The organism is Mucilaginibacter sp., assembly GCF_039925265.1.
GTDB lineage: Bacteria > Bacteroidota > Bacteroidia > Sphingobacteriales > Sphingobacteriaceae > Mucilaginibacter.
In genome coordinates this window covers 1-24,752 of the sequence record NZ_JBDSZG010000026.1, presented here as the reverse complement: position 1 = coordinate 24,752, position 24,752 = coordinate 1, and the positions used below count along the sequence as shown (strand labels likewise).

Annotated in this window: 34 protein-coding genes; 15 read left to right on the top strand and 19 right to left on the bottom strand. The window is 44.9% G+C overall.

Going from position 1 to position 24,752, the window contains the following annotated elements:
• Nucleotides 1-14 precede the first annotated feature (14 nt).
• On the bottom strand, nucleotides 15-914 hold the full coding sequence (locus ABIX36_RS12190) for a J domain-containing protein (RefSeq protein ID WP_348082440.1): 900 nt from the start codon (nucleotides 912-914) through the stop codon (nucleotides 15-17).
• Nucleotides 915-1,017: 103 nt separating this feature from the next.
• On the opposite strand from ABIX36_RS12190, the gene ABIX36_RS12185 reads away from it, so the two are divergent.
• From ABIX36_RS12185 to ABIX36_RS12170, 4 genes are all read left to right on the top strand, one after another.
• On the top strand, nucleotides 1,018-2,109 hold the full coding sequence (locus ABIX36_RS12185) for an acyltransferase family protein (RefSeq protein ID WP_348082439.1): 1,092 nt from the start codon (nucleotides 1,018-1,020) through the stop codon (nucleotides 2,107-2,109).
• A gap of 87 nt (nucleotides 2,110-2,196) precedes the next feature.
• The gene (locus ABIX36_RS12180) at nucleotides 2,197-2,532 is read left to right on the top strand and encodes a cupin domain-containing protein (RefSeq protein WP_348082438.1); all 336 of its coding nucleotides are present in this window, start codon (nucleotides 2,197-2,199) and stop codon (nucleotides 2,530-2,532) included.
• 23 nt (nucleotides 2,533-2,555) lie between these two features.
• Nucleotides 2,556-3,068: a GNAT family N-acetyltransferase gene (locus tag ABIX36_RS12175; protein ID WP_348082437.1), complete on the top strand. Its 513-nt coding sequence runs from the start codon at nucleotides 2,556-2,558 to the stop codon at nucleotides 3,066-3,068.
• A gap of 172 nt (nucleotides 3,069-3,240) precedes the next feature.
• Nucleotides 3,241-3,600 carry a DUF1493 family protein gene (locus ABIX36_RS12170; protein ID WP_348082436.1) on the top strand — a complete coding sequence of 120 codons (360 nt, stop codon included), beginning with the start codon at nucleotides 3,241-3,243 and terminating at the stop codon, nucleotides 3,598-3,600.
• Nucleotides 3,601-3,618: 18 nt separating this feature from the next.
• Here the strand turns inward: ABIX36_RS12170 and ABIX36_RS12165 are convergent, their stop codons facing one another.
• The 5 genes from ABIX36_RS12165 to ABIX36_RS12145 form a co-directional block, all read right to left on the bottom strand.
• The gene (locus ABIX36_RS12165; RefSeq protein WP_348082435.1) at nucleotides 3,619-4,176 is read right to left on the bottom strand and encodes a YdeI/OmpD-associated family protein; all 558 of its coding nucleotides are present in this window, start codon (nucleotides 4,174-4,176) and stop codon (nucleotides 3,619-3,621) included.
• Between the two features lie 21 nt (nucleotides 4,177-4,197).
• Entirely contained in the window at nucleotides 4,198-4,410 is a 213-nt protein-coding gene (locus tag ABIX36_RS12160) for a hypothetical protein (RefSeq protein ID WP_128534493.1), read from the bottom strand.
• A gap of 141 nt (nucleotides 4,411-4,551) precedes the next feature.
• Complete coding sequence (locus tag ABIX36_RS12155; protein WP_348082434.1) at nucleotides 4,552-4,797, bottom strand: hypothetical protein; 246 nt, start codon at nucleotides 4,795-4,797, stop codon at nucleotides 4,552-4,554.
• Between the two features lie 114 nt (nucleotides 4,798-4,911).
• Nucleotides 4,912-5,139: a hypothetical protein gene (locus ABIX36_RS12150; protein ID WP_348082433.1), complete on the bottom strand. Its 228-nt coding sequence runs from the start codon at nucleotides 5,137-5,139 to the stop codon at nucleotides 4,912-4,914.
• A gap of 70 nt (nucleotides 5,140-5,209) precedes the next feature.
• Complete coding sequence (locus tag ABIX36_RS12145) at nucleotides 5,210-5,683, bottom strand: VOC family protein (RefSeq protein WP_348082432.1); 474 nt, start codon at nucleotides 5,681-5,683, stop codon at nucleotides 5,210-5,212.
• 145 nt (nucleotides 5,684-5,828) lie between these two features.
• Here ABIX36_RS12145 and ABIX36_RS12140 point away from each other — a divergent pair, with 145 nt between their 5' ends.
• From ABIX36_RS12140 to ABIX36_RS12130, 3 genes are all read left to right on the top strand, one after another.
• Nucleotides 5,829-6,470, top strand: coding sequence for a Pr6Pr family membrane protein (locus ABIX36_RS12140; RefSeq protein WP_348082431.1), 642 nt, complete (start codon nucleotides 5,829-5,831; stop codon nucleotides 6,468-6,470).
• Nucleotides 6,471-6,634: 164 nt separating this feature from the next.
• Nucleotides 6,635-6,835, top strand: coding sequence for a hypothetical protein (locus ABIX36_RS12135; protein WP_348082430.1), 201 nt, complete (start codon nucleotides 6,635-6,637; stop codon nucleotides 6,833-6,835).
• A gap of 41 nt (nucleotides 6,836-6,876) precedes the next feature.
• Nucleotides 6,877-7,164, top strand: coding sequence for a hypothetical protein (locus tag ABIX36_RS12130; RefSeq protein ID WP_348082429.1), 288 nt, complete (start codon nucleotides 6,877-6,879; stop codon nucleotides 7,162-7,164).
• Nucleotides 7,165-7,282: 118 nt separating this feature from the next.
• On the opposite strand, the gene ABIX36_RS12125 is transcribed toward ABIX36_RS12130, so the two are convergent.
• Entirely contained in the window at nucleotides 7,283-8,131 is an 849-nt protein-coding gene (locus tag ABIX36_RS12125) for a glycoside hydrolase family 16 protein (RefSeq protein ID WP_348082428.1), read from the bottom strand.
• A 107-nt stretch (nucleotides 8,132-8,238) separates the two neighbouring features.
• On the opposite strand from ABIX36_RS12125, the gene ABIX36_RS12120 reads away from it, so the two are divergent.
• Nucleotides 8,239-9,501: a metallophosphoesterase gene (locus ABIX36_RS12120; protein ID WP_348082427.1), complete on the top strand. Its 1,263-nt coding sequence runs from the start codon at nucleotides 8,239-8,241 to the stop codon at nucleotides 9,499-9,501.
• A 242-nt stretch (nucleotides 9,502-9,743) separates the two neighbouring features.
• Complete coding sequence (locus tag ABIX36_RS12115) at nucleotides 9,744-9,953, top strand: hypothetical protein (RefSeq protein ID WP_348082426.1); 210 nt, start codon at nucleotides 9,744-9,746, stop codon at nucleotides 9,951-9,953.
• Between the two features lie 104 nt (nucleotides 9,954-10,057).
• On the opposite strand, the gene ABIX36_RS12110 is transcribed toward ABIX36_RS12115, so the two are convergent.
• The 3 genes from ABIX36_RS12110 to ABIX36_RS12100 all read right to left on the bottom strand — a co-directional run bounded on the left by ABIX36_RS12110 (nucleotide 10,058) and on the right by ABIX36_RS12100 (nucleotide 11,881).
• Complete coding sequence (locus ABIX36_RS12110) at nucleotides 10,058-11,071, bottom strand: ABC transporter ATP-binding protein (RefSeq protein WP_348082425.1); 1,014 nt, start codon at nucleotides 11,069-11,071, stop codon at nucleotides 10,058-10,060.
• A 111-nt stretch (nucleotides 11,072-11,182) separates the two neighbouring features.
• A complete protein-coding gene (locus tag ABIX36_RS12105) occupies nucleotides 11,183-11,464 on the bottom strand; it encodes a hypothetical protein (RefSeq protein ID WP_348082424.1) in 282 nt (93 codons plus the stop codon).
• A gap of 252 nt (nucleotides 11,465-11,716) precedes the next feature.
• Nucleotides 11,717-11,881: a hypothetical protein gene (locus ABIX36_RS12100; protein WP_348082423.1), complete on the bottom strand. Its 165-nt coding sequence runs from the start codon at nucleotides 11,879-11,881 to the stop codon at nucleotides 11,717-11,719.
• Between the two features lie 202 nt (nucleotides 11,882-12,083).
• Between ABIX36_RS12100 and ABIX36_RS12095 the strand changes: the two genes are divergently transcribed.
• Genes ABIX36_RS12095 through ABIX36_RS12085 form a run of 3 tightly spaced genes read left to right on the top strand, consistent with a single transcriptional unit; the run spans nucleotide 12,084 to nucleotide 13,657 of the window.
• Nucleotides 12,084-12,236: a hypothetical protein gene (locus ABIX36_RS12095; RefSeq protein ID WP_348082422.1), complete on the top strand. Its 153-nt coding sequence runs from the start codon at nucleotides 12,084-12,086 to the stop codon at nucleotides 12,234-12,236.
• A gap of 59 nt (nucleotides 12,237-12,295) precedes the next feature.
• Nucleotides 12,296-12,943, top strand: a complete 648-nt coding sequence (locus tag ABIX36_RS12090) for an HAD family hydrolase (protein ID WP_348082421.1) — start codon at nucleotides 12,296-12,298, stop codon at nucleotides 12,941-12,943.
• 54 nt (nucleotides 12,944-12,997) lie between these two features.
• Nucleotides 12,998-13,657 carry an MBL fold metallo-hydrolase gene (locus ABIX36_RS12085; protein ID WP_348082420.1) on the top strand — a complete coding sequence of 220 codons (660 nt, stop codon included), beginning with the start codon at nucleotides 12,998-13,000 and terminating at the stop codon, nucleotides 13,655-13,657.
• A gap of 71 nt (nucleotides 13,658-13,728) precedes the next feature.
• On the opposite strand, the gene ABIX36_RS12080 is transcribed toward ABIX36_RS12085, so the two are convergent.
• A complete protein-coding gene (locus ABIX36_RS12080) occupies nucleotides 13,729-14,928 on the bottom strand; it encodes an ROK family protein (RefSeq protein ID WP_348082419.1) in 1,200 nt (399 codons plus the stop codon).
• A gap of 184 nt (nucleotides 14,929-15,112) precedes the next feature.
• On the opposite strand from ABIX36_RS12080, the gene ABIX36_RS12075 reads away from it, so the two are divergent.
• Nucleotides 15,113-15,574: a hypothetical protein gene (locus ABIX36_RS12075; protein WP_348082418.1), complete on the top strand. Its 462-nt coding sequence runs from the start codon at nucleotides 15,113-15,115 to the stop codon at nucleotides 15,572-15,574.
• 5 nt (nucleotides 15,575-15,579) lie between these two features.
• On the opposite strand, the gene ABIX36_RS12070 is transcribed toward ABIX36_RS12075, so the two are convergent.
• The 5 genes from ABIX36_RS12070 to ABIX36_RS12050 all read right to left on the bottom strand — a co-directional run bounded on the left by ABIX36_RS12070 (nucleotide 15,580) and on the right by ABIX36_RS12050 (nucleotide 20,501).
• A complete protein-coding gene (locus tag ABIX36_RS12070) occupies nucleotides 15,580-16,194 on the bottom strand; it encodes a pyridoxamine 5'-phosphate oxidase family protein (RefSeq protein WP_348082417.1) in 615 nt (204 codons plus the stop codon).
• An 87-nt stretch (nucleotides 16,195-16,281) separates the two neighbouring features.
• Nucleotides 16,282-16,743, bottom strand: coding sequence for a GNAT family N-acetyltransferase (locus ABIX36_RS12065; protein ID WP_348082416.1), 462 nt, complete (start codon nucleotides 16,741-16,743; stop codon nucleotides 16,282-16,284).
• A gap of 119 nt (nucleotides 16,744-16,862) precedes the next feature.
• The gene (locus ABIX36_RS12060) at nucleotides 16,863-17,312 is read right to left on the bottom strand and encodes a DUF695 domain-containing protein (RefSeq protein ID WP_348082415.1); all 450 of its coding nucleotides are present in this window, start codon (nucleotides 17,310-17,312) and stop codon (nucleotides 16,863-16,865) included.
• Between the two features lie 46 nt (nucleotides 17,313-17,358).
• On the bottom strand, nucleotides 17,359-17,739 hold the full coding sequence (locus tag ABIX36_RS12055) for a helix-turn-helix transcriptional regulator (RefSeq protein WP_128534510.1): 381 nt from the start codon (nucleotides 17,737-17,739) through the stop codon (nucleotides 17,359-17,361).
• 365 nt (nucleotides 17,740-18,104) lie between these two features.
• Nucleotides 18,105-20,501 carry a glycoside hydrolase family 3 N-terminal domain-containing protein gene (locus ABIX36_RS12050; RefSeq protein WP_348082414.1) on the bottom strand — a complete coding sequence of 799 codons (2,397 nt, stop codon included), beginning with the start codon at nucleotides 20,499-20,501 and terminating at the stop codon, nucleotides 18,105-18,107.
• Between the two features lie 326 nt (nucleotides 20,502-20,827).
• Between ABIX36_RS12050 and ABIX36_RS12045 the strand changes: the two genes are divergently transcribed.
• Nucleotides 20,828-21,289 (top strand): DUF2147 domain-containing protein, encoded by a 462-nt coding sequence (locus tag ABIX36_RS12045; protein ID WP_348082413.1) that lies wholly within the window; start codon nucleotides 20,828-20,830, stop codon nucleotides 21,287-21,289.
• A gap of 83 nt (nucleotides 21,290-21,372) precedes the next feature.
• Here ABIX36_RS12045 and ABIX36_RS12040 read toward each other — a convergent pair whose 3' ends face one another.
• Together ABIX36_RS12040 and ABIX36_RS12035 are read right to left on the bottom strand one after the other, a co-directional pair.
• A complete protein-coding gene (locus ABIX36_RS12040; RefSeq protein WP_348082412.1) occupies nucleotides 21,373-21,951 on the bottom strand; it encodes a YceI family protein in 579 nt (192 codons plus the stop codon).
• A gap of 115 nt (nucleotides 21,952-22,066) precedes the next feature.
• Nucleotides 22,067-22,888, bottom strand: coding sequence for an alpha/beta hydrolase (locus ABIX36_RS12035; RefSeq protein WP_348082411.1), 822 nt, complete (start codon nucleotides 22,886-22,888; stop codon nucleotides 22,067-22,069).
• Between the two features lie 105 nt (nucleotides 22,889-22,993).
• Between ABIX36_RS12035 and ABIX36_RS12030 the strand changes: the two genes are divergently transcribed.
• A complete protein-coding gene (locus ABIX36_RS12030; RefSeq protein WP_348082410.1) occupies nucleotides 22,994-23,605 on the top strand; it encodes a PAS domain-containing protein in 612 nt (203 codons plus the stop codon).
• On the opposite strand, the gene ABIX36_RS12025 is transcribed toward ABIX36_RS12030, so the two are convergent.
• A complete protein-coding gene (locus tag ABIX36_RS12025; RefSeq protein ID WP_348082409.1) occupies nucleotides 23,602-24,480 on the bottom strand; it encodes an ankyrin repeat domain-containing protein in 879 nt (292 codons plus the stop codon). The two genes, ABIX36_RS12030 and ABIX36_RS12025, sit on opposite strands and share 4 nt — an antisense overlap.
• Nucleotides 24,481-24,752: the final 272 nt, after the last annotated feature.

Sequence of the window (24,752 nt, the reverse complement as noted above, 5' to 3'; positions counted from 1 at the left end):
GCTTAAATTTTTTTTCAGGATTTTGCTAATTCTTCAAATAATTCGCGCTGTTTTGCAGACAGCTTGGTAGGTAATTGTACATTATAGGTGATGTACAGGTCGCCAATTTGTCCGTCTTTTTTATAAACCGGCACGCCTTTGCCCTTCAACTTAACCTTGGTATTGCTTTGCGTCCCGGCGGCTACCTTCAGTTTCACTTTACCCGTGAGGGTATCGGCAGTAATTTCTCCGCCCAAAATAGCGGTATACAGGTCAAGGTTAATCGTTTTATGCAGATCGCTGCCTGTTCGTTTAAACTCGGCATCATCTGGTATTGTAAACTTAATATATAAGTCGCCGGCAGGTGCGCCATTTGTACCGGCAGCACCATGCCCCGCTATTTTAATGGTTTGCCCGTTCTCTATCCCTGCGGGGATGGTTAGGCGGATGTTCTTACCGTTAACGGTGAGCGTTTGCTTTTTCGATTCCATAGCATCGCGGAGGCTCATTTGATAGGTAGCGTTCAGATCCTGCCCGCGGTAGCGCTGCTGTTGCCTGCCGCCGCCTGCGCCGCCCCCCGGCGGCCCGCCACCAAACATAGAATTAAAAAAGTCAGAAAAATCGCCGCCGCCACCAAAATCTTGCGCGCCACCACCGCTGTAGCTATTTTGACTGCGTTGTTGTCGCTGGGCTTGTTCATGTGCTTCGCCGTGCTGCCAGTTTTCGCCGTACTTATCGTACTTCTTACGCTTTTCGGGATCGCTTAAAACTTCGTTGGCCTCGTTTAGCTGTTGAAATATTTTGTTCGATTCTGTATTGTCGGGGTTCAGGTCGGGATGGTGTTTGCGGGCCAGCTTACGGTAAGCACTTTTAATGTCCTTATCCGAAGCGGTTTTACCAACACCCAGTATCTTGTAATAATCTATAAAAGCCATGGCAATAAAGGTTGTTAACTTAAACCTGTAAAAGCGGAGTAAGTTTTAAATTCTGTACCAAGTTACGGTAAGATTATATAAATTACGGCACCAATTCCCTGTAATGACTACGATCACTAATTCCCGCACCGGGTTTAAACCCAGCCCCACTGCTTACCTTAACCTTTTACGAATTTTTGCCTGCTTAATGGTACTAACGGTACACAGCGGCGAATTTTTCTACATAGGCCCGGTGGGCAACATTATTCGTACGCACCATATTTGGGTAAATAACTATGGCAGTTTTATGCGGGCCTGTGTGCCACTTTTTGTGATGATATCGGGCTATTTGCTTCTGCCGATAAAGGAGGCACCGGAGGTGTTCTACAAAAAACGCTTTACCAGGCTGCTTATCCCTTTTTTATTCTGGTCGGCCATGTATGCAATTGTACCTTACTTTAAAGGCGAGTTTACTCTGCAGCAGATGTGGCAGGGGCTATACATTATCCCGCTGAACTTTAACGGGCCTGCCGGGCACCTGTGGTTTGTTTACATGCTCATCGGCATTTACCTGTTTATCCCGGTAATATCTCCCTGGGTGCAAACCGCATCGAAAAACTTTAAGCTTTTCTTTTTGGCTGTGTGGGTATTTACGCTTTTTATCCCCTACATCCGCACGGTTTATTCTGAGGTTATGGGCGAGGCATTCTGGAACAAGTTCTCAGCCGTGCATTATTTTTCCGGCTATATAGGTTACCTAATATTGGGGCATTATATTAAAGATCATGTGCGCCTATCCAAAGCGGCAACCGCTGTAATTGGCTTGTTGCTGGTGGTGGTTGGCTATGTTATTACTCACTTCGTTTTCGCGCACCAGCTACCCTTCGCTAAAGATCTCCCCGAACTGGAACTGAGCTGGGCATTTCCAACAATTAATGTGGCCTGCATGGCAACGGGCTTATTTTTCTTGTTCAGCCTGATCAAAATTAAAAACCCGGGGCTGGAGAAATTCTTCGCCAATGTATCGGGACTTACCTATGGGATGTATCTTGCGCACATTTTGGTGCTGGTGGTACTGTTTGGGCCTATAAACAACTGGTTGCACAATAATAGTATGCTGGTGATACCGGTATTGGCGGTAAGCACTTTTATTACTACCTATGTGCTCATCAAAATATTATCGTACCTGCCGGGGAGCAAGTATATTGTGGGGTAATTTCAGAATCAGGATTTTCAGGATTTTAGAATAAACAGAATTTTCAAACCAAGCCTCTACCTTAAGAGAGATTTTGAGCTATAATTTATGGATACATCTATATTTCATCACTTTAACGATATCGAAACCAAGGAAATAGCGCCTGGTTATCATTCCAAAATAATTCATACGGCTGCCAACACTATTAATTTTATTGAGGTGGATGCAGGCAGCGAGGTGCCGCCGCATCAGCATATCCACGAGCAATGCGCTTTTGTGCTGGAAGGGCAATTTCAGCTCACCGTAAACGGCATTCCCCAATTAATGGAGAAGGGCATGTTTGCCATTATCCCGCCAAATGTGCCGCACGGTGGGCTGGCTATAACTGATTGTAAACTGATAGATCTATTTAGTCCACCGCGAGAAGATTTTAAATTATTGTAGCGATAAGTTAAATTTGCGGCCTTATGTCTACAATTACTAAAGCTACTACTACCGATATCCCCGAACTTACCGCACTCATCAACTCCGCCTACCGTGGAGAAACTTCCTTGAAAGGATGGACCACAGAGGGCCATATGATAGATGGGCAGCGCATTGGGCCTGACGACCTGATGGAACAAATGACGGATCCGGAAGCGGTAATCTTAAAACATACTGATGACAACGGCGCGATAACCGGCTGCGTTTACCTCAAAAAACAAAACGAAAAAATTTACCTGGGCACACTTACCGTTTCACCCCTGCTGCAGGCGCAGGGTGTAGGTCGAAAACTTTTGGCTGCCGGCGAAGAATACGCTCGTGAAATAGGAATACACACGATAGTAATGACGGTTATTACCGTGCGCACCGAACTGTTAGCCTGGTACGAAAGACGTGGTTACCAAAAAACCGGCGAGATAGTACCCCTGGATATCCCCGAAAGATTTGGTGTATTGAAACAGCCTTTGGATATGTTTAAGCTGGAAAAGGCGGTATAAGTACTTTACGGGTTTTCCGGTGAGGACACCGCAAAAAAGGCGAGTTTAATTTTATTTACTTTCGAAAATTTCGCCCCCCCATTTCGGTGCCCTCACCGAAATTTTTCAAAATTTCCAATTTAGATGCAACCTCTTTCCAAAAAATGCATCTTATAGTATATAAGACGCATGCATGGAGCAGATACACCCACAGTTAAAAAATTTCATTATTGATTACTGTAGCAAGTATAAGGTGCAGCGCGTGGATGTTGAAAACCTCTCGCAGGATACCAGTATAGACCTTGATTTGGATATCTTCGACATTGAAATAGACCTCTTTATAGACGAATTTGCCGAACATTTTAAAATAGACGCCACCCGTTTTACCTGGTATAAATACGGTTACCCAACCGGCTCTGCTAAAGTGAATATGCTTAAAATGTTGTTTGGCTACAAACGCCGTTGGGTAAAGCAACTGGCCGAGCACTGGTACACCCCAAAATTGCGCGTACGCACCCTGCAATCGGCAATGCAAACAGGTAAGTTGTTGTAAATAAGGCTGCCAATTAAATCACCCGATCCTTTTCCACTCTTCGCTTGCTTTTATTAAGTTCTCCAACCGGCTCAGTTGCGTTTTCTGCTGTTTGGCACTCATCACCCTGTGTTGCATTTGTTTTTTATACCAGGGTGCCTGCGACTGGAAAAATTCCCAGGCCATTTTATTGGCTTTAAACTGTTTTTCGTAAGCGGGCGAGAAAGGCATCTCATCGTTCTCGAAGCTGTAGATAGCCGAACGCTTTTCTTCGCGTTTGGCATAGGCGGCAATGCCTGCGGGCTGCATCAGGCCGTTTTCGGTAAGGTGGGCTACTTTTTTGATATTGACGGCGCTCCAGATACTTTTGGGCTTGCGCGGGGTGAAACGGATGCTATAGCTATCCTCGTTGATGTTTTTACGCACGCCATCTATCCAGCCAAAACACAACGCTTGGTCTACAGATTGCGGCCAGGTAATACTGGGCTTGCCGCTGCCGGTTTTATAAAAACCTACCAGCAGTTCGGTGTGGTTAGCGTGGTTATGCTGTAGCCAGGCGCGAAATTCCTCCTGTGTTTTAAAAAAGATTGGTTCCATCGCGGCTAAGATACAGCGTGGTTACGATTTTTTTGCCGTAGCCACAATAACTATACCACCCACTAATAAAATACCGCCCAGGTATGGTGGCCAGTTTACAGTTTTTTGTTTGTCGGCCGAGATTTGGATGGGGCCCGCATCTACTATTTTTTCCTTTTTGGTATAGGTAAAACCTGTCCATATCAGCATGGCCGCGCCAATTACGATAAGTACTATTCCGATTGTTCTATTCATGGTTTTGAGGTTTACATTGATTAATGTGGACAATGCAGTTTACAGGGAAATTGTTTGCAACCTGAACAAATTAAGTTACCTAAATACAACAGATCGGTTTAAAATGTAGCACGCCGAATGTTAAACCTGCAATAATAAAAATTAGAGACTGATGTTATTATCTCCAGCAATTATTTTCGGGTCGTAATCATGATCATACAGCAGGGTGTTGTGGATGTTCCAGTCATCTATATCAATCTCACCAGGGTTGGTTTGGTAATGATTGTCGCTATTAGGGCACTTAAGCTGGTACAGCCCATGTTCTGCAAGGGAAATGATTGGGGCCGAGCCACAATGCTTGCATCCTTTACATTTAAATGATTCCGGAACGTTGATATAACCCTTCATAACCTTATTTATTAATTGGTAATCAGGTGGTTCTGACGGTACAGAACCGGAATAGTTTAATATTGATTAATTTATTATCAATATTAGAAAATTATTTAATAGATAAAATATCAACTACCTACTCATCATTTTCAGGTCGTAATCATTATCGTACAGCAGGGTGTTGTGGATGTTCCAGTCTTCAATATCAATAATGCCGGGAGTGGTTTGATAATGATTATCGTTATTGGGGCATTTAACTACATACCCTTCAATACCCGCGTGCGCAATAAGGGGGGGCGCGCCGCATTCACGGCAAGGTTTGCAATAAACAGACTTCGGGATGTTAACGTAGCCTTTCATACTCATGTATACGCAACAATCACTCCGCATGGTTGTGCTACACGGAAATTAATTGTGAAGCAACTGTTAATTATTTAGCGTCGTTAATTTCTATGAGGTAACCGTCGGGGTCGTTAATGTAAATTTGGTTTACACCATCTACGCGGTGCTCGGTTTTACCGGTTTCGCCTTTCCAGTTGCTGTAGGGGATGTTCATGGTGCCAAGGCGGGCTACAAATGCGGTAATGGATGGTACGCTAAAGCACAAATGCACGCCACGGGGGTAATCTGCCTTGGGGCAATTGGCCTGGATGATATGCATTTGCAGGTTGGGACCAATACTGTACCAGGTGTGTACGGTATCTTTAAAAGGATTTGGGATGATCTTTAATTGCAGCACCTCGGTATAAAACTTATTGCTCACCTTTAAGTTGGCAGAGCAAAGCGCAGCGTGGTTAAATGTAGTTTGCGCCTGGCTTATAAATGGCAAACAGCAAAAAACACATATGATAACAGCTTTAAAAGCGTTTACCTTTAAACTTTGAGGGCGATTGGTTATAAGCATGGGTATACGGGTGGTTTATGCGCTAAATATACACGCACCAGCGCCCATCTCATAATTTTATTTGTAACAAATACACTTGCAAATATTTATGGATACCAATTTTGGATATCTTAGTAATGTAAACCTCGGACCGCAAACTCCTCGCATGGCAATCGTAAAAAACATTAAAACACTGGCAGCAATATTAAGCATGGTTGCCTGGTTTGGTGTTATTTCTCAGTTTTATACTTCGGTGCCTGCTTACCTCGCAAAAGGACGCACGTTAGTCGGCACACTGGTCGAGTTATTCAGCTTTTTTACCATCCAAACCAATATACTGGCAGCCATCTGTTTTACTGCGATAGCTGTAGGCTATTCGCAAACGGCCTTTTTTAAACGGAGAGGTACGCTAACCTCGGGTGCCGTAAACATCAGCATCGTTGCGCTTGTTTTCAATTTGGTTTTACGCTCCACCTATCATCCGGTTGGTTTAGCCAGCCTGAGCAACGAGCTGGTGCATGTAATAACACCGGCACTGTTTATTATTTATTGGCTGGCGTTTGTGCCCAAGGATAACATTAATTGGAAAGATGGTTTTTCCTGGCTTTGGTACCCGGCATGTTACCTGGCGTATATTTTAATACGAGGTGCCATTTGCGGCCTTTACCCCTATTTCTTTTTAGATACAGGCAAATATGGGTACCCAAAAGTTGCCCTGAATATCGGGGGTCTGCTCATTGTGTTCCTGATAATGGATATGCTGTATATCTTTATTGCCAAACTGATAAACAGGTATTTTGGGACATAGTTATCTGCTTTAATCTCCCGGCTGTTTCACTCTCCTGATTATGGCTCGCGCCCCTATTTCCTTTTGTAACGTTTATGTGATACTGTTTTTGTGGACTAAACTTTGCCTTCCGGGCTTAGTTTAACCTATAAAAGAAACAGAAATTAACATTAAATATAAACGCCATGAAAAAGGAAATAGTAAAAATGATGGCCCTGCTTTTATTCGGAGCCGCCGCATTATCCAGCTGTGCAATAGACAACACCCGCACTCATCGCAGGTATAATAACAACAGGCACCACGACCGCAACCGCGATAATAACCGCGATGGCTATCATAACCGCGACAATAACAACAACGGCGGTTACAACCATAACAACTATTAATAAATCAACCCAAATAAATTCAACAATTAAATAAAAACATCATGAAATACCTTAAAATATTAGCCGTAACTATCATCGCTTTATTCGCTTTTGAAGGCGCAAAAGCCCAGGCAGTAGTAAGAGTTCGCGCAGGCGCACCGGTTCATCAACGTACCGTAGTAACCACGCGCCCGGTTTATCGCCATGCTTACCGCCGCACCGTAGTGGCAACCCGCCCGGTGGTTTATCACCGCCCATATCGCCGCGCAGTGGTAGTTACACGCCCTGCATACCGCAGAACCGTAGCTTACCATCGTCCATACAAACGGGTAGTGGTTAGGCATTATTAATAACCGCAGAGACGCAATGTTTTGCGTCTGCTAACAGAATCCATAAAAAAAGACGCGAAGTATCGCGCCTCTACATAAAACAAAAGCGCTCCCAGCAATTCGGGAGCGCTTTTGTTTTTTATTTGGTTACCAGCACCCAGTCTACATAGGTTTTGGCATCTCCGCTCTTTATTTTATCTACAGATGATTGCGACAGCCCAAAATAAGGTTGTTTTACCTTATTAACCCCATTTGGATAGCCGCCGCCAAGCGCAAAATTAAGGATAATGAACTTGGGGTTATCAAACGCCCAGCGGCCATATTTTTCTACCATGGCTTTGGTTACGGTGTAGGTCACCACGTCATCCACCTTGAAAACAATGCTGGCGGCGGTCCATTCAACCGTATAAACGTGCCATTGGGTTACATCAACCCCTTTAGGGAAAAACGCGCGGTATGCCAACGGTGTATCGCCAAAGTAGTTGGGGCCGTGCAGAGCGTTGCTCGTCCAGCTGCTGTCGCCCACGGTTTCCATAATGTCTATCTCACCGCAATCGGGCCATTTGCCTTTGCCTAACAGCCAAAACGCCGGCCATAAGCCCGCTCCCGCCGGAATCTTCATCCTTGCCGAAAACGTGCCATAGGTGAACATCATTTTATCGCGCGTGTTTATCCTGCCCGATACAAAATCATATTTCTTTTGCTGCTTGCTGGTATGCCCGGGTTTGTAAACCGCTTTTAATACCAGCGCACCATTAGCCGCGCCTTCGGTTTTGCCCTCTGCCATGTAAATAGTACCGGTCGAATCTACATAAGCTTGCTGCTCATCGTTCACGGTTTGCCCGGTAACTTCTACATTCCATTTGCCGCGGTTGAGGGTTTTGCTGTTAAAGTCTTCAAAAAACAGGGTATCCTTTTGGGTTTGCTGCGCGATGGATGCAGAGGTGAACAGCAATAAAGCTGACAAGATGAGCAGGTTGTATTTCATAAATTTAAATTGGCGGTTAAAAATAGGAATTTACCCGGAATAGGCCACTCAATTTTACACCCTAATTACCTTAGCTTGTTTATCTTGCGGCCTTACCCGGTTATACTATGCATAGAGGTGGTTTTTTAAATGTATTTTTAATTATAGCGGCAATAACGCTGCTGATGGATTGGTATGTGATCCACGGGTTGCGCAGCTTAACAGCCGATTGGCAATCGCGCCCATGGCGCTTAATTGTACTTTGGGGTTACGCGGTTATTTCCATAGGCGTAACAGTGGTGTTTATGGCCGGCTTTGGCAGTTATAGCACTGCAAAAGGGATGACACCCTTCCACGAGTGGATGCTGAGCCTGCTCCTCACGTTTTTCATCACCAAACTATTCTTCATCATCGTTATTTCACTGGGCGATCTCGGCAGGTTCTTATATGGCGTTGGCGATAACATCATGAATGATAAGCCCGAAGACCAGCCATTCTTCCCGGAGCGGCGCAAGTTTATTGTGCAGGCCGCGTTGCTGATAGCCGCTGTACCGTTTACCGGCTTTTTATACGCCATGATAAGGGGTAAGTACGATTATAAAGTACACCGTACCACCATTTACTATGACGACCTGCCCGAGGCTTTTGATGGTTTCACCATTACCCAACTGTCTGATATCCATTCCGGTAGTTTTGATAATGTGACGGCCATGCAACGCGGGATAGACCTTGCTAAAAGCCAAAAATCAGATCTGTTTGTATTCACCGGCGATTTGGTAAACAACGCCGCCTGGGAAATTGAGCAATATATAGACAGGTTTAGTCAGCTAAAAGCACCTTACGGGCAATTCTCTATCCTGGGTAACCATGATTATGGCGACTACATCCCATGGGCGAGTCCTGAAGAAAAAGCCGCTAACCTGCAAAAGCTAAAACGCCACCACGGCGAGCTGGGCTACCGCTTATTACTTAACGAAAACGTGGTAATAGAAAAAGGCGGACAAAAGATCTCGCTCATTGGTGTAGAGAACTGGGGTAAAGGTTTTATACAGATGGGCGATTTGGAAAAAGCCTTGCGCGGTGTGGATAAAGACGCGTTTAAGGTCCTCCTATCGCACGACCCTACCCACTGGGAAGAAAAAGTACGCTACAACCCTACCGATATTCACCTGACCCTGGCGGGCCATACCCACGGCGCACAGTTTGGTATTGAAACGGCGGGCATTAAATGGAGCCCCGTTAAATACCGCTACCTGGATTGGGCCGGCCTCATCAACCACCAAAACCGCTATCTGTACGTAAACCGCGGCTTCGGCTTTTTAGCGTTCTCGGGCAGGCTGGGTATTTGGCCGGAGATTACGGTGATAACATTGAAGAAGAAAGTGGCGTAGCTGTGCTCCGTTAGCAACGGGTGTGCGTAAGGTCAGGCCTGTGGAAGTTCATTTCTTTTTTTCCGCTAAAAAGAAACGAACCAAAGAAAAAACTCTCAGCTGCGCCCTGTTCTATGAATGGTTATGCTGTTTCAGTTCCTGTGGTTGCCGAACAGGCCAAGGCCGATTAAAAACGGTGCCGCTAAGCCTGTAGCTAACGCAGAAAACGAAAACAATTCCACCTCTTTTCGCCTTATTCCATTATGGAAAAGAAGAAAATAGGTAGTGGCAAGGCCCAAGCAGCACGGAGTAACAACCATAACGCGTTGGAAGTAATGAAGCCATTTTTAAGCTTCGGGGTGAAGGCTATGGCAGTTATCGGCAGCGCGCTGGTTACTATTGTTCGCAATATCCCCAAACCGGAGAATCACACCTCAAAACCCAAGAAAGACGGCCGGATAATTAAGATTTAAGGGATGTCGAATTTCGAATGTTCAATTTCGAATTTGAATAGTACGAGCATTATTCTTGTGTCTTAACTCTTGCGTCTTGATTCTTATCTCTTGACTCTATCTCCCTAAGAGAGCCATTTGCCAAATTCGTAGTACTTATCTACTTTGATGCCTACTTTACTGCCAACCTTGTACCTGGCACTGTTGTAATTGAGCACACGGAGCGAAACTTCATCACGCTCGATAACCAATTCCTCAAAAAAGCCTTTGAACAGCACTTGCTTGATCGTCCATTTTTTGACTGCGCCGATGCCACTTATGCTGATGTTCTCGGCATAAATAACTACGGTACCGCGCTTTGATTTGATGCCGCAAACCGCAGCTTCCGCAGCGGTTAATTCGCTGCAAGCCGCCAATATTTTGGCAGTGTATAAGAGTTTGGGCGAGTGATAAAGTTTTTCGGGCGTACCATGCTCCACAATCTCACCTTCTTTTATCACGATAAGTTCATCAGCCATGGATAACAACTCTGCCGGATCGTGAGAAACCAGTATTACAGTTACACCCCACTCTTTTACAATCTGGCGAATATCGTGCTGCAGCGCGTCCCGGTAATTGGCATCCACCTGGTTAAAAGGTTCATCCAGCATCAATACTTCGGGGCGGTTTATCAGGGCTTTGGCAATGGTAACACGTTGTTTTTCGCCGCCGCTCAGTTTACCGAACGATTGCTCTTTTAGTCCGTAAATACCTAATAGATTGAGCGCCTGCGTAGTTTTTTGCACCTGGTAGTTAATATCTCCGGTGGGCAGGCCCGCGCTTACGTTGTACCAAACAGATTCGCCCATATCCATATCGCGGTTATCCTGCGTTACTATGGCAATGGCGGCATGTTCGGGCGCGAAGCCCTCGCTCCGCTGTTTTAATACCTGCGAGTGAAAGAATACGTCTCCCGAATCGGGTTTCATGCTGCCGCTGAGCAGTTTAAGCAGGGTTGTTTTACCGCTGCCGCTTTCGCCAACAATAGCGGTGATCTTCCCTTTAGGTATAAAAATGGTGATGTTGTTTACCCCTGTAGATTTATCGCCAAAAAAGTTTTTGGTGATGGATATGGTTTCCAGTATCAGTTCAGCACTCATAAATATTCGCAGGGATTTTAACTTCTCTCAAACCTAACCTATAAAAATTTATCAGCCAAAAAAAAAGTTGAAAAGGGAGTCTTCCTTACGCACAAAACTATACAGCAATAGTTACGATAGAATTGGGAATATCTCTTCAAACATCTTTTTAGCATTTTCGAATTTCTGATCTACAGATTCCGATTTGTTATTCAACATTAAATATGTACTATTTGAGGCGTCGTAATAATGTGTAAAAGTTTGTACGCCTAATAGCGCATACATAACCCTCTTGTAAACAGTAAACCGCTTGGTTTGCTCTTTTGGTTCTTCAAAGCCGATGTCTCTTCTTATTGTATTAGCGCCAACAAATCCAAAACTTGCTAGCTTATCCTTGCTATAAATTTCGAGCATTACTTTAATACAAGTATTGATTATTCTCGAACACTTATTCTCATTAGTTAGGATGTTATATTTATCACTGTTGCGCTTGTCTTTTTTCAAATAGAACTTAATAATATAAATATCAAGTTCGTAATGCTCAACTTCAACCAAATAATAGTTGCTTTCAGACTTAAAATTGTAAGTAATTATTTCTTTAAGATACTTATTGGAAAGTGGCTTTACCACCCCTACTTTATGAAAAATGTAATAAGAATTGAACACTTAAGGGAGCAGGTATTTGTAAACAGATGGTCTGATAGAATTAATTTCTTCGATAGTAACCTTTACAAAATGAGATTTGAATTTTTTATTAACAGGCTTAACACCACCGTCCGTTTTACTACCGGTGGTTAATGCGTTATTAGCAAGTGTTAGTTTATCGCCCATTGATGCTTTGTTAATCAAATCATTACAAATTTATTAAATATTTTGAAAAATTCCGAGCATAACCGCGTTCAAATATTGCAGCTACGGAATTACGCTTTTCGGGTAACTGCCTGCTGCAAATTCCCAACTCTCATTAAACCTTCCCTCCCATTTCCCGTCGAAATAATAGAAATACAACAACAAGAATGTTAATTGCTAAAACATGAAAACTACCCTATCAACCATAAAAAGCGACCTTTACCGTGTATTAGTTAAAGGCGATGCCGATACCGTACAAATGGCGCACGTATTTTTTATACTGGCCGTGCCCGCTTTAACCGCATTATTTACTTTAGGCCAATTCCCAATAAATTAATCGTTATAAGAAACGCTCCCTAAAAATAAACTTCTATTTTTGCCGCACAAACTGCAAAAATGGACAGCACACTAAAAGACACATACGACAGCATAATTTTCGACCTCGACGGCACCCTTTGGGATAGTACCGATACCATCACCGGCGCCTGGCAAACCGCGCTGAACAAAGCGCCTTACATGAGCCACGAGGTGATGACCCGCGAGCGGGTGCGCTCTATCACGGGGATGACCTACGATGCGATATTTGAAAAACTGTTCCCATTTTTAACTGCGGACCAGCGCGCCGAAGTGCAAAAACTATGCTCGCTAAGCGAACTGGAAATATTGCACAAACAAGGTGGTACGCTATACCCTACGCTGGAAGAAACTTTGATTCATCTGAAAGAAAAATACAAACTGTACATTGTAAGTAACTGCCAGAGTGGCTACATAGAGTTGTTTTTAGATCTGAATAACATGCACAGCCACTTTTTGGCGCACCAGTGTTTTGGTACTAAAGGCAACCCCAAGGCAGATAATATCCGTGATATTGTGAACGATAATAACCTGAAAGCACCGGTATACGTGGGCGATACCATGGGCGATTACGATGCCGCAACCAAAGCCGGCGTGCCGTTCATATTTGCATCCTATGGGTTTGGTGTGGTAGAAAGCGGGCAAGTTGCCACCATAAACAACTTTGAGGAATTAAAGGTGATACTTTAACTACAAACCTTTTTTATGTAGACAGGTTTATTGGGTAAATTTGCTAACGCTGTTATGAAAATATCCAAATACATCCACTCCTGCTTATTATTTGAACTGGACGGGCACAAACTGCTATTCGACCCGGGGAACTTTACTTTTGCAGAGGGGATTGTAACGCCTGAAACGTTTGCCGATGTTAACAGCATCATTATCACGCACACCCACCCGGATCATTTGGATATTGAAAACCTGAAGAAAATAGTAGCGCTGAGCAAGGCCCCGGTATACGCTAATATGGAAGTAGGGACCGCTATCCAAAAATCGGGCTTAAATTATAACCTGATAGAAGAGGGTATTTACAAAATAGGGCCTTTTAAGCTAAAGGCTATTCCTGTGGTACACGAACCTTTACTGGATAGCCCGATACCGCAGATGACCGGCTTTATTATTAATGATAAAGTGCTGCACCCGGTAGATTCAATGGAAAATAAACTCACCGAATACGAGGGCATAGAACTTTTACTGCTGGTGACCATGGCCCCTTTTGCAAACGAATTGCGGATTGCCGGTTTTGGCGATAAAGTAAAACCAAAACGGATCTTGCCTGTGCATGATGGGTTCGCGAAGCCATTCTTCGTAAAGTCGCGTTTTCAAAACTACGCTAAACACTTCGCAAAATCGGGCATCGAATTTATAGAGATATACGAACCAGGTGATAGCATAACGGTTTAATAAAGCAACTTTCACCACTCACTACTTTCTACTCACCACTCACTACTCACCACTCACCACTCACCACCCAACTACTTCCCCTTTACTTCCTTATCAAAATTCTCCATCACCAATACGGCAGCGCCTATCAGTTCGGCGTCGAAACCTAAGGAAGATATGAGCAGTTCGGTGCCGGATGCCAGGCGCGGAATACAATATTTGTGCAATGCCTGCTGTATAGGTGCCAATAGTATTTTACCAACCTTTGCCCCCCGGCCGCTTAATACGATGTTCGCCGGGTTCATGATATGGATAAGGATTGCTAAGGCTTTGCCAATTTTGTAACCTGCATCAGACAATAGTTCCAGTGCAAACTGATCGCCCTGGTTGGCGGCATCCATCAGGGCATCGCCCATGAGCTTAAAGTTGCCCTGCGTGGTTTTCAGGCTGGTTACCCGCCCTTCTTTAATGCCCTCTTCAGCTTTCTCGGCTACTACCAGCATACTGGCTTCGGCCTCCAGGCAGCCGCGTTTGCCGCAGGTGCAAAGCGCGCCATCGTCTGATAACGGGATATGGCTTAACTCGCCCGCGAAACCGTTATAGCCGCGGAAGATCTTACCATCAATGATCATCCCGAGGCCTATGCCCCAGCCCAGGTTTATCACCATTACTTCCTGCTGCGTTTTGGCGATGCCAAATTTTTGCTCGGCAAGCGCAATCAGGCTGCTATCATTGTCAATGTAAGTGGCAACGCTGGTCTTTTGCGAAATATAATCGCTTAGCGATTGTCCCCCGGCATCCAGGTACGTGTAGTTGATCCCTTCAACCGCGTTGATGAAACCAGGCATACCAATGCCGATACCCGCAATTTTATTTTTTGGGATGCCGCTCTCGGCTATATAATTGTTAAGGCTGCTGATAAGCGTTGGCAGCGCGTCTTCGTTGTTCAGTAGTTTTATATCAACGGTGGCCATTTCGGCAACCGGGTTATTTTGCAGGTCTATAAGTTGCAGGCGTGCCGAAAGCTGGTCCATCGCCACAGCTAAAATATACATGGCCTTGGCATTGATGTTGTACATCAGCGGGCGGCGGCCACCACTGGAGGGCGCATACCCTTCTTCCACCACAAAGCCTTCTTTTATGAGTTCATTTATGGCCTTTGTTATAGAGGGGATGCTTTTATCAAAAAGCAGGCTTAAGCCGGCACACGACATTGCATTATCAAAATACAAGCGTTTAATGATCATATTTTTTAACCAGCCGCTTTTAACGCCATTACTTTTTATTTCCATTCAGTATAAATGTTCGGGTTTTATTTAACAGGGGTTTATAATTTGATAAAATTATAAATAATGCGGTAAAGTACAACATCATCGTTGATAACATAGCCATTTAGCACCGCTAATTTTAATAAGTATAGCGCCTAATTAAATAATGGTATATTTACTTTACCAATTAAGGCCAAAACGCAGCCCGATGAAGAAGATCTTTCTTGTAATTATCCTATCGGGCACCCTATTTTCCTGCAAAAAAGAAAACGCGGCGCCAAGCACCGATGCCAGCTTAAAAGGTTCCTGGAAATCTAACTTAACTACAGATGTGGTATTTGATAACGCCACAGATATTGAGCTTACCCGGGTAAGCTACCTCCACGGCTTGGAGACCGACCTTACTTTCGATGGCGCAGGCTCGGTAACTTCCTTCGATACCCAGTATAATACTTCGCTCGTACATACCTACAGCCTGCATAGCGAGAACGGACGCAATTACATCAGCACCCAAATAGTAGGTATAAACCCTACTGATTACGAGATAGTGGCCCTGAGCGGCCCCGATCTGCAACTGAAAGGAACTATTATTACCAATTCAGGTTACAGTATAAACGGTAAAAACTACCGGGTGCATTACATCCGTACGCAATATTTCGTTAAGCAATAAACCGCTTATTTGCCGGCCAGTTGTTTTTTTAGTTTCTCCAGTTCATACTCCAGTTTTAACACGTATTCGTTTTGCGGGGCAAAGGCGCGTTTTATTTCGTCTTCGGTATAGCGGGGTGTAATGTGCTGGGGGCAATTCCAATCGAAGGCCTTTACATCAAACAGTATCATGCGCTCGGGCGTGTGCTTGTAATCGGCGGGGTCCAACAATTTAAACAGGGCCGGCTCATCAGCCAACTCTACAATGCGGGCATCTGCGTATATTTTTAAACGGGTTTTATGCGGGTAATCCATCAGGAATAAAGAAACCTGATGGTGAGTAAGCACATTCCCTACAGAAATGTATTGCTTATTCCCTTTAAAATCAACCACGCCAAGCGTATTAGCATTTATCACTTTGATAAAACCCGCCGGGCCGCCGCGGTGCTGAATGTATGGGTAACCATTTTCGCCAATGCTGGCCATGTAAAAGCTGTCGCGTTGTTCAATAAAATCGGCTTCCGCTTCGGTTAGTCCGTCTGTATCGTCGCGGTTTTCCATGCGGGCGTAGGAGTCGCGACTGCCGTATTGTTGCTGCAGGGCCTTAATACCATCGGTAAAAGCAAATTTTGCGAAGTTCATGTGAGGTTCAAATTAGTGCTGTAGTGTAAAGATATTACATATCAGCCTGATACTATTTGATGCCCGGTAAATTTACAATAGCAGTATTTAAAGCCCCATGCGCATCTGGATCATGTTTTTGCTGAAGCCGGTTTTTTCGTAAGCTTTTACAGCCGGGGCGTTATCGTAATAGACTTCCAGCTGCAGCTCTGTTATGCCCTGGTTGATGGCCCAATCCTTTAATGCCTGCATTATTAAATTATTTACGCCCTTGCCCCTATGCTGCGGCAATACATACATAAAACCCAGATAACAGTGTTGCGGGTGGTTTAAAAAAGGCTTGGAGGTTTGTATCCGGGCGTAGCCGCTGCCAATGGGCTGGCCATCCAGCTCGGCCACTACCAGGTGAATGTGGGGAGCGGTCACCATCAGATCAATGTCGTAATATTTAGTGGGATGCGGTTTGATAGTCGAGTCGAAAGGGCGCTCGGCTTCTATAACGCCCTGCTCAAACTGGAGCAACGCATCCATATCAGCCAAAGTAGCCTCGCGGGTAGTAATAGTACTCATTGATTTTTTTGATTACACCGATTTTATTTTATGATTTCACAGATTGTAACCAATTTCGTCAAATATAATCAGCCCACCGTAAACACCGTAGTCCTTTTTACTTTTGACTTTTGACTTAACTACGCCGCCCCGCCGAAATCGGCAATAAAAGCAAAATAATCATCCCAGTTAGGGTCTTCTGTTTTGGTGATGGTGATGGGGAGCCGCTCAAAATCGAGCAGGACGGTATCGATGCGTTCCTGCGCGCTGTCGGCATTGGAGGTATACCAGGCCCAGCGTTTTTCGCCCTGGCCGGTTATTACGGATGTTAGGATGCTTTGCCGGTCGTCTTCGAGGGCGTAGATCAGCGCTGTTTCAAAATCATCTATGATATCTGCTTCGCCGGGCGCGGGCATTTCGGATGCTTCGTCGGTATCATATTTCCAATGGATCTCTATTTTTGTGGGGTAATCGCCGCTGTCAATAAAGCCGCGGAGATTTTGGCGGTAACGCACCATCACGGGTATCCCCTCGGCGTTGGAGCCTTCGGCACCCGTCCAGTTATCTTCCAGTATCAAGTGGTTATTCATGCTTGTATAAGGGATTTGGGGGAGAAATGTTTTTGTGGTGAATTGCCTATCCCAATTGAAGTTCAGACAGTTCTTTGCCAAGCTCCCTGATCCCAAGTAGAATTTTCTCCACCTGTTTACTTGATGGCTTTTTTTGCCCGCCAACATATTGTGCCAGCAGACTTTGATTCATGCCAACCCGTTCAGACAATGCTTTGGCATTGATAACTTTAAAATATTCGAAGAATTGAGGGAGGTCAAGCGTGATATTAATATCGCTTTCTTTGACCGGCTCTCCCCCGGTTTCTTCCTGGTATAAATTCATCGCCTCCAGAATATTTGATTTCAATTCTGTCATTGAGGCACCAACAGTATAAACCGGATAGTTCTCTGCATAAGCAGAGAACCCGGTTGAAGTCTTTTCGACTATAAGATTAATTTTTTTCATCTTTTCAAACTTTTGTGATGATAAAAAATATAAGAATAAAGAAACAGTACATTTATTTCAACCCTGCCTGTTTTAAGATACTGTTCGCAAGACCTTTACCAACTTCTGCGCTTCCATGGTCAGTTACTACAATTACGCCTTGTTTAGTAGGGTGAGTCATAGTTATATGACTACCTTTTTGCCGCTTGTTTACCCACCCATCCCGATGGAGAATCCTTAAAAGCTCTGAGCTTTTCATTCGTTTCTTTGATTTTTGTTTTCATTATTATAAAGATGCCATCTAATTAGGGTTAATAATCAAAGGTAATATATTTATTACTTAAAACAAATAAAAGTAATAAATATATTACCTCAACATCTTCCCCTTATTCCACCACAAACTCCTTCTTCAACTTAATATCTTCCGACGACGCGCCTATCATTACAGTAAACGTGCCTGGCTCTACGGTCCAGTTCATGTTTTTATCCAGCAGGGCGAGGTCGTCCGGGTGAAGGGTGAACTGTACGGTTTTCTTTTCGCCGGGTGCCAGGGCAATACGCTCGAAGCCACGGAGATCAAACTCGTATGTGGTTACGGTGCTGATGTTATCCTTCAGGTACAGTTGCACCACATCATCACCTTTGCGGGCACCGGTGTTGGTAACGTCTACCGTTACTGTAACATCACCCTGCGAGTTGCCTTTCTCGGGCGATACCGTTAGGTTGCTGTACTCGAATTTGGTATAGCTTAAGCCGTAGCCGAAGGGATAAAGCGCGCCGTTCACACTGGTTTTGCCCCAGCTGTTTTGACCGCCCTGCCCGGCCTGCGAGTTTGGTTTAAAGGGGAAGTTAAACTCTATCTGCCCTGTGGTTTTTGGGAAGGTAATGGCCAGTTTACCGCCGGGGTTGTTATCGCCAAAAAGTGTTTCGGCAATTACCTGCCCGCTTTGCACACTGGGGAACCATGCCTCTAAAATGGCTGGCACATACTTATTTTCCCAGTTAATGGTAAGCGGCTGCCCGTTTATCATCACCATTACTACCGGCTTGCCTGTTGCCTGGAGTGCCTGGATCAGTTTCAACTGACGGCCCGGCAGGTTTAACCCGGTGCGGGAGAGGCTCTCGCCTACCCTGCGCACATCTTCGCCAACTACTGCAATTACAACGTCCGACAGTCTGGCCTGGGCAACCGCCGAGTCAATACCGGCCTGTTCGGCGGCCGTTAACGGCGTTTCTATGATCTCGCTCTCCGGCCAGGTAGCATCAACAATATCGCAGCCTTTTACATAAGTTACATTGGCACTGCTACCCGCGTATTTCTTTATGCCATCATAAACATTGATGATAGGGTTATGCGAGGGACCATAGCGACTGATGGTGTAATTAGACTCCACCGCCAGCGGGCCGGTAACCAAAATATTCTTCAGTTTGCTTTTATCCAGCGGCAGCAGGTTGCCTTCATTTTTTAGCAGTACCATGCTCTCGCGGTTCATTTGCAGGCTCATTTGTTCGTCGGCCTCGGTATGAACCAATTTATCGGCTGCTTTAGGGTCTTTTACGTAAGGATCATTAAACAGCCCGAGGCGAAATTTCACCCGCAGCACATCTGCCACACGGCTATCTATCACCTTCATCGAGATCTTGTTCTCTTTGATCAGCTCGCGCAGGGGTAAAATAAACGTTTGCGGCATGGTAAAGTTGGTACGCACGTTCAGCCCGGCTTCTACCGCCTGCCTTACCGCTTCTTTATAATCAGCCGCTACTTTATGTTTAGAGTACAAAAACTCTACCGCTTCGCTATCAGATACCACGTAGCCATCAAAACCAAATTGCTGGCGCAGCAGCTGGGTTAAAAAGTAATAGCTACCGGTGATAGGTACGCCATCATAATCGTTATAGCTGCTCATTACGCCAATGGGGTGGGCTTCCTGTATCACCCGGCGAAAGGGGTACAGGTATACCTGGTGCATTTCGCGCGGGGCCACATGCGGGTCTGTACGGGCGCTGCCATCTCGGCCACCTTTTGGGATGCTGTAAACGGCATAATGTTTCAGGGTAGATGCTACCCCCTCTTCCTGGATACCCAATACCATTTGCTTGCCCATCTCGGCTATATGGAATGGGCTCTCGCCGTAGCATTCCACCACGCGGCCCCAGCGCTGATCACGCGCGGGATCTAATATCGGCGCGTATACATTGGTATAACCCAAAGCCTTTGCTTCGCGACCAACAGTTTGGCCCGCACGGCGCACCAGTTGTTTGTTCCAGGTAGCGCCTATGGATATCGGGGCGGGCAGCGGGGTAGCACGATCATGCGTTAAACCATGGATCCCTTCGTTAGTAAAATCTACGGGGATGCCCATGCGGGTTTCTTCTACAAACCATTTTTGCACGGTGTTAATAGCCGATGCGTGTTTGCTAAAGGGGAACGAATATTGTGTAGGCGCATCGTCGGTGGTGGATGTAAGGTTATTCAGCTCTTCATCTATATTGGCAATACCGTCTTTCCAGATCTCGGTTTTCCAACGGGGAACGGGCATTTCATCTTTCAATACGCGTTTATAGCCGTAGAGGGTAGTCATCTGGCAGGTTTTTTCTTCAACGTTCATCTGGCTCAGCAGATCGTTCACCCTTTTTTCGATGGTTTGCGATGGGTCTTCAAAAACGTCCATTTTGCCGTTCTTGTTAAAATCTACCCAGCCTTTATGGTATATGTTTTTTTGTTGGGCCGACGCGGATAACGATAGGAATGGCAGCAACAGCAGCAGCAGTGGTTTTTTCATTAAAAGGAGATGTATTGGTTTACATCTCAAATATAAAAGAAAGTTAAGCGCCGGTACCTCAACGAGAAACTTTTTATACTACAACGTTTGCGATGGCGCACCGGGCCTCGAAATAGGCCCTGGCAAAAACCAAGTGGCCAAAATTGTTTAGGTGTGTACAATTAACAGCACCATTGTTCAACAAACAGTATCACCCGGCAGCGTTTCTGCGTATGATGTATTAAAACAATGCCGTAAAATGCTTAATTTAGAACTGCATCCGCCACTACTTTCTTTGGCATTTTTTTTGTACCGGCAACAGCATATATCTTAGCCAACTATTTTTTATGAGTAATTCGTTTTTACTAAGCTTTTTTAGCCTGCTGCTCTTCACCGCTAACGGCGGCAAAGCACCGGTTGCCACACTTGCTGCCGACGAGCAGATCTGCGGTAAATGGCAAAACCAGGAAAAAAATTTAGTGGTGCAGGTGTATAAGGAAGACCGCGAGTTTAAAGCAAAAATCATTTGGTTTAATAATGGCGAAGGCAATAAGGCAATGGAAAGCTGGACAGATAAGCACAACCCCGACCCTACTTTGCGCAGCCGCAAATTATTAGGCATGAATGTTTTGGAAAAACTGGTTTACGACCGTGACAGCAACTCCTGGGAGGATGGCATGATATACGACGCCCAAAACGGCAAACACTGGAATTCTTCAGCTTATATAAATAAGGATGGCGCACTAAAGGTAAAAGGCTATTGGCACTTTAAATTCATTGGTAAAACCATGACGTTTAACCGTATTTAACAGCAACAAAACTAAACGCTATAAACTACAAAAGCGCCCCAGGGTTATCCCGGGGCGCTTTTTATATGTGGATTGAAAATTCATTACTTAGCCTGGCCAAATTCGCCGCTTGCGCTTAGTTCAACTTCGTCGCTCAGCATTGGCGAACCATATTTGCTACCGAAACCAAAATCAGAACGTTTGATAGTACCGGTAACTTTGAAACCTGCTGCTGGCGCTTTGCTCATTGGGTTGGTGATGGTACCGCGGTGTACCATATCAAAAACAACCGGTTTAGTAACACCGTGCAGTGTTAAGTTACCTGTTAATTTGTATTTGCCAGTGCCTGCAGGTGCAATACCTGTACTTACAAAGCTAAGGGTTGGATATTTAGCAACGTCGAAGAAATCTTCGCTTTTCAGGTGACCGTCGCGGCGATCGTTCTCTGTGTTTACAGATGCGGTTTGTGCTACAAAAGAAACTTTAGCATCGCTAAAATCTGGCTTTGCAGCTACAATAGTTGCATCAAAATCTTTAAAAGTACCGTCAACATCAGATACCGCTAAGTGGGTGATGGTGAAAGTTACATGCGAATGTGCTTTATCATTCTTCCAGGTGGTTTGTGCAAATACAGCCGTTTGCATTAATAATGCGGCAGCGGCTAATAATAAGGTCTTTTTCATTTTGTTTAAAATTGTGTTTAAATATTTTTTACGATCCAAAGATATATAAAGGATTGGGATTAGAACAATTAAATGTTTAAACACTTAACTTATGAAGCAACGGTGACAAAACCCGCTATTTTTCGAAAAACCCGTCTACTTTTTTGTTGAATTCATTGGCATGTTCTATCAATGTACCGTGCCCCGAGTTAGGCACTATCCACAATTCCGATCCCGGTATATTACTTTGAATGAGGCGGGTATGCTTATCAACTATTACATCATGGTCGCCTGCGATGATTAATGCAGGGCATTTTATTTGTTGCAGCTGGGTTAATTTAATATTAGGTTGGTTCCAGTCGAGCATAAATATTTTCCAGTCGTTTTTTGCCCTTGGAGTTTTCCAGATCCTATTTTTATTTTGGTTGTAATATTTTTCGCTTTGTTTCCAGCCCTGCGGATCGAGCGCCGTAGAGTCGGGCCAGATATTGGCACCCGTTGATGCCAGCTTGATCACCTTATCCGGGTGCCGCATGGCCATCAGCAGCGCGTTTATACCACCATCGCTCCAGCCAATCACATAAGCTTTTGGCACGTTCAGCGTATCCAGCAGCACGGCGAAGTCATCAGCCATCTGCTCAAAGCTCAACGAATCGCTGGCATCAACGGTTTTGCCTTGTGCACGGCTATCCGCCAGTATTACACGGTATTTTTTGGCAAAGTAAGGCACGTTTTCGGTAAAGGCGCCCATGTCACCGCCGTTCCCGTGAATCATGAGCAGGGGCTTGCCGCTGCCATACTCTTCCACATACATTTTCACGCCGTTTATTTGGTAATAGCGCCCGGCTTCGGGGTTGTTTCCATACATCGTTTTTGGTTTACAACCCAACAGGGTTAACAGCTGCGGCAATACCATCAGCATAATTATTCTTTTTATACGCATATACAGTTTAAGCATGAGGATTGTTAAAGATAAGCATTAGTTTAGAGGTTAGTTATTTAGAAGGTAGGAGAAGAATTGATTGCATCCTGCTGACCTCTGATCTATATACCAATACTTCATATGGAAACATTTACCGAAACCATCAACCTATTAGAACGATCTAATTTTTATTATTCGCTTATTATAGGGATGGATAACCGGTATATTCATGTTAGCCAGCATTATAACCGGAATTTTGATTTTTTGAAAGAATCTTTAGTCGGCAAGCCGTTTTACATTACCCTGCACCCGGACGATATTATAATTTGCCGAGAAGTTGGAGGCAAGTGTTTTGAGAACCCGGGCAAGCTTTTCCCGGCCACACTGCGCAAACATGACGGCAAAGGCGGTTTTGTAGTAACGCAATGGGAGTTTAAAGCGATATTTGACGACGAAGGACAGCCTTATGGCATATTTTGTATGGGCCATAACATTACCGAATACGTGGCCGTAACACATCAGTTAGAAGATGCCATGGCCGAAATTGAGGATAAAACGGGCAAGCTGAACCACATAGGATTTATACAATCGCACGTTGTGCGCAGGCCGCTGGCCAATATCCTCGGGCTGGCCAATGTACTCGGCAGTATGGAGGTTGATCACAACCTTAAGGGCATAACCGATATGATGGTAGACAGTGTAACCGAATTGGATCAGGCTATCAAAAACATCGTATATAAAACAAGCAATTAACCATCTGCATTGTGGTTAGCTACGCTTCTTAAGTAATTACCAATCTCCGTAAAGGTTTGTAAAATGGCCTCATCCCCACCCTCTGATGGCGCATATTCTGCCCAGCCAAGCGGGGTGCCGTCGTAAATTTTGTCGGGAGCATCCAGCCGGGCACCTGATTCCACCAGCAGTTTTACAGTTTCTAAAGAACCTGCGAAAACCGCCTGGTGCAGCGGTGTGGCGTGCGAATGAAAGCCGCTTTCCGGGTTGGGATAGCCGTTGGGGTCAACGCCTTGCTCCAACAAAAATTTCACCATATCTGCTTTGCCATAAAAGGAGACAGCCGTTAGCGCTGCCAGTTTTTCGTCGGTAGTGGCGGTTTGCAGCAGGCGGTTAATATCAGGCATTCGCTGCAGGCCCATGGCAACGCCAAGGGTTATTTTTCCGCCACGTTCTATCAAATAATTGGCCGCTTCGGTATTACCATGAGCCAGGGCACCCATGCCGCCGCCTGGTTGTGCGCCGGCGTTTATCAGGGCGTCCATCATAGCTATCTGCATGCCGCTTTCGCGCGGGATGCGACCCGTAGCTACCAGCCCAAGGGTATAATCCAGTTGTTGCTGCGCGATACCCGGCGCTTTGGCCTTTACTTCGGTTACCAGTAAATTTATGATGGCTACAATATTGGCAGGCAGTTTCTCATGCCTGATGGGGTTATCCGCAACAAACCAAAGCAGGTAAGGGTCTTTAAAATAGCCCTCTTCGGTGGTTGAAAGCCTATCGGTAATTAAGCGCGGGTTATCGGTAATTAGTTTTTGGAGCAAAACCGCGTCGCCGCCGTCTATAGCTTCAACAGCCTGGTGGAAGATCGGATCTGTGATATCGGCGTTTTGCATGATGTATTTTACTTAATGGATATAGGTTAACACACCCATCCTCCCCTTCAAGAGCATAGCCCATCAGAAAGCAGTATTTATTTAATTTCTATACTGGTTTATAATAAAAGTTTTAAGATTTATGGTGTGACCCGTCCTGAAATAGCTATACACTAAAAAAAGGTGTATGAAAATAGAGGATGAAGATTTAATAAGATCGGGTCGGCTCTTCGCAGGGGTTCATTTCCCGAAGGGTTTACGGGAAGAGCTGATCCGTGCGATAGAAGATGGTG

Coding starts and splice junctions, on each gene's coding strand:
- ABIX36_RS12190 (WP_348082440.1), bottom strand. CDS start 914: ATGGCTTTTATAGATTATTACAAGATACTGGGTGTTGGTAAAACCGCT.
- ABIX36_RS12185 (WP_348082439.1), top strand. CDS start 1,018: ATGACTACGATCACTAATTCCCGCACCGGGTTTAAACCCAGCCCCACT.
- ABIX36_RS12180 (WP_348082438.1), top strand. CDS start 2,197: ATGGATACATCTATATTTCATCACTTTAACGATATCGAAACCAAGGAA.
- ABIX36_RS12175 (WP_348082437.1), top strand. CDS start 2,556: ATGTCTACAATTACTAAAGCTACTACTACCGATATCCCCGAACTTACC.
- ABIX36_RS12170 (WP_348082436.1), top strand. CDS start 3,241: ATGGAGCAGATACACCCACAGTTAAAAAATTTCATTATTGATTACTGT.
- ABIX36_RS12165 (WP_348082435.1), bottom strand. CDS start 4,176: ATGGAACCAATCTTTTTTAAAACACAGGAGGAATTTCGCGCCTGGCTA.
- ABIX36_RS12160 (WP_128534493.1), bottom strand. CDS start 4,410: ATGAATAGAACAATCGGAATAGTACTTATCGTAATTGGCGCGGCCATG.
- ABIX36_RS12155 (WP_348082434.1), bottom strand. CDS start 4,797: ATGAAGGGTTATATCAACGTTCCGGAATCATTTAAATGTAAAGGATGC.
- ABIX36_RS12150 (WP_348082433.1), bottom strand. CDS start 5,139: ATGAAAGGCTACGTTAACATCCCGAAGTCTGTTTATTGCAAACCTTGC.
- ABIX36_RS12145 (WP_348082432.1), bottom strand. CDS start 5,683: ATGCTTATAACCAATCGCCCTCAAAGTTTAAAGGTAAACGCTTTTAAA.
- ABIX36_RS12140 (WP_348082431.1), top strand. CDS start 5,829: ATGGCAATCGTAAAAAACATTAAAACACTGGCAGCAATATTAAGCATG.
- ABIX36_RS12135 (WP_348082430.1), top strand. CDS start 6,635: ATGAAAAAGGAAATAGTAAAAATGATGGCCCTGCTTTTATTCGGAGCC.
- ABIX36_RS12130 (WP_348082429.1), top strand. CDS start 6,877: ATGAAATACCTTAAAATATTAGCCGTAACTATCATCGCTTTATTCGCT.
- ABIX36_RS12125 (WP_348082428.1), bottom strand. CDS start 8,131: ATGAAATACAACCTGCTCATCTTGTCAGCTTTATTGCTGTTCACCTCT.
- ABIX36_RS12120 (WP_348082427.1), top strand. CDS start 8,239: ATGCATAGAGGTGGTTTTTTAAATGTATTTTTAATTATAGCGGCAATA.
- ABIX36_RS12115 (WP_348082426.1), top strand. CDS start 9,744: ATGGAAAAGAAGAAAATAGGTAGTGGCAAGGCCCAAGCAGCACGGAGT.
- ABIX36_RS12110 (WP_348082425.1), bottom strand. CDS start 11,071: ATGAGTGCTGAACTGATACTGGAAACCATATCCATCACCAAAAACTTT.
- ABIX36_RS12105 (WP_348082424.1), bottom strand. CDS start 11,464: ATGCTCGAAATTTATAGCAAGGATAAGCTAGCAAGTTTTGGATTTGTT.
- ABIX36_RS12100 (WP_348082423.1), bottom strand. CDS start 11,881: ATGGGCGATAAACTAACACTTGCTAATAACGCATTAACCACCGGTAGT.
- ABIX36_RS12095 (WP_348082422.1), top strand. CDS start 12,084: ATGAAAACTACCCTATCAACCATAAAAAGCGACCTTTACCGTGTATTA.
- ABIX36_RS12090 (WP_348082421.1), top strand. CDS start 12,296: ATGGACAGCACACTAAAAGACACATACGACAGCATAATTTTCGACCTC.
- ABIX36_RS12085 (WP_348082420.1), top strand. CDS start 12,998: ATGAAAATATCCAAATACATCCACTCCTGCTTATTATTTGAACTGGAC.
- ABIX36_RS12080 (WP_348082419.1), bottom strand. CDS start 14,928: ATGGAAATAAAAAGTAATGGCGTTAAAAGCGGCTGGTTAAAAAATATG.
- ABIX36_RS12075 (WP_348082418.1), top strand. CDS start 15,113: ATGAAGAAGATCTTTCTTGTAATTATCCTATCGGGCACCCTATTTTCC.
- ABIX36_RS12070 (WP_348082417.1), bottom strand. CDS start 16,194: ATGAACTTCGCAAAATTTGCTTTTACCGATGGTATTAAGGCCCTGCAG.
- ABIX36_RS12065 (WP_348082416.1), bottom strand. CDS start 16,743: ATGAGTACTATTACTACCCGCGAGGCTACTTTGGCTGATATGGATGCG.
- ABIX36_RS12060 (WP_348082415.1), bottom strand. CDS start 17,312: ATGAATAACCACTTGATACTGGAAGATAACTGGACGGGTGCCGAAGGC.
- ABIX36_RS12055 (WP_128534510.1), bottom strand. CDS start 17,739: ATGAAAAAAATTAATCTTATAGTCGAAAAGACTTCAACCGGGTTCTCT.
- ABIX36_RS12050 (WP_348082414.1), bottom strand. CDS start 20,501: ATGAAAAAACCACTGCTGCTGCTGTTGCTGCCATTCCTATCGTTATCC.
- ABIX36_RS12045 (WP_348082413.1), top strand. CDS start 20,828: ATGAGTAATTCGTTTTTACTAAGCTTTTTTAGCCTGCTGCTCTTCACC.
- ABIX36_RS12040 (WP_348082412.1), bottom strand. CDS start 21,951: ATGAAAAAGACCTTATTATTAGCCGCTGCCGCATTATTAATGCAAACG.
- ABIX36_RS12035 (WP_348082411.1), bottom strand. CDS start 22,888: ATGCTTAAACTGTATATGCGTATAAAAAGAATAATTATGCTGATGGTA.
- ABIX36_RS12030 (WP_348082410.1), top strand. CDS start 22,994: ATGGAAACATTTACCGAAACCATCAACCTATTAGAACGATCTAATTTT.
- ABIX36_RS12025 (WP_348082409.1), bottom strand. CDS start 24,480: ATGCAAAACGCCGATATCACAGATCCGATCTTCCACCAGGCTGTTGAA.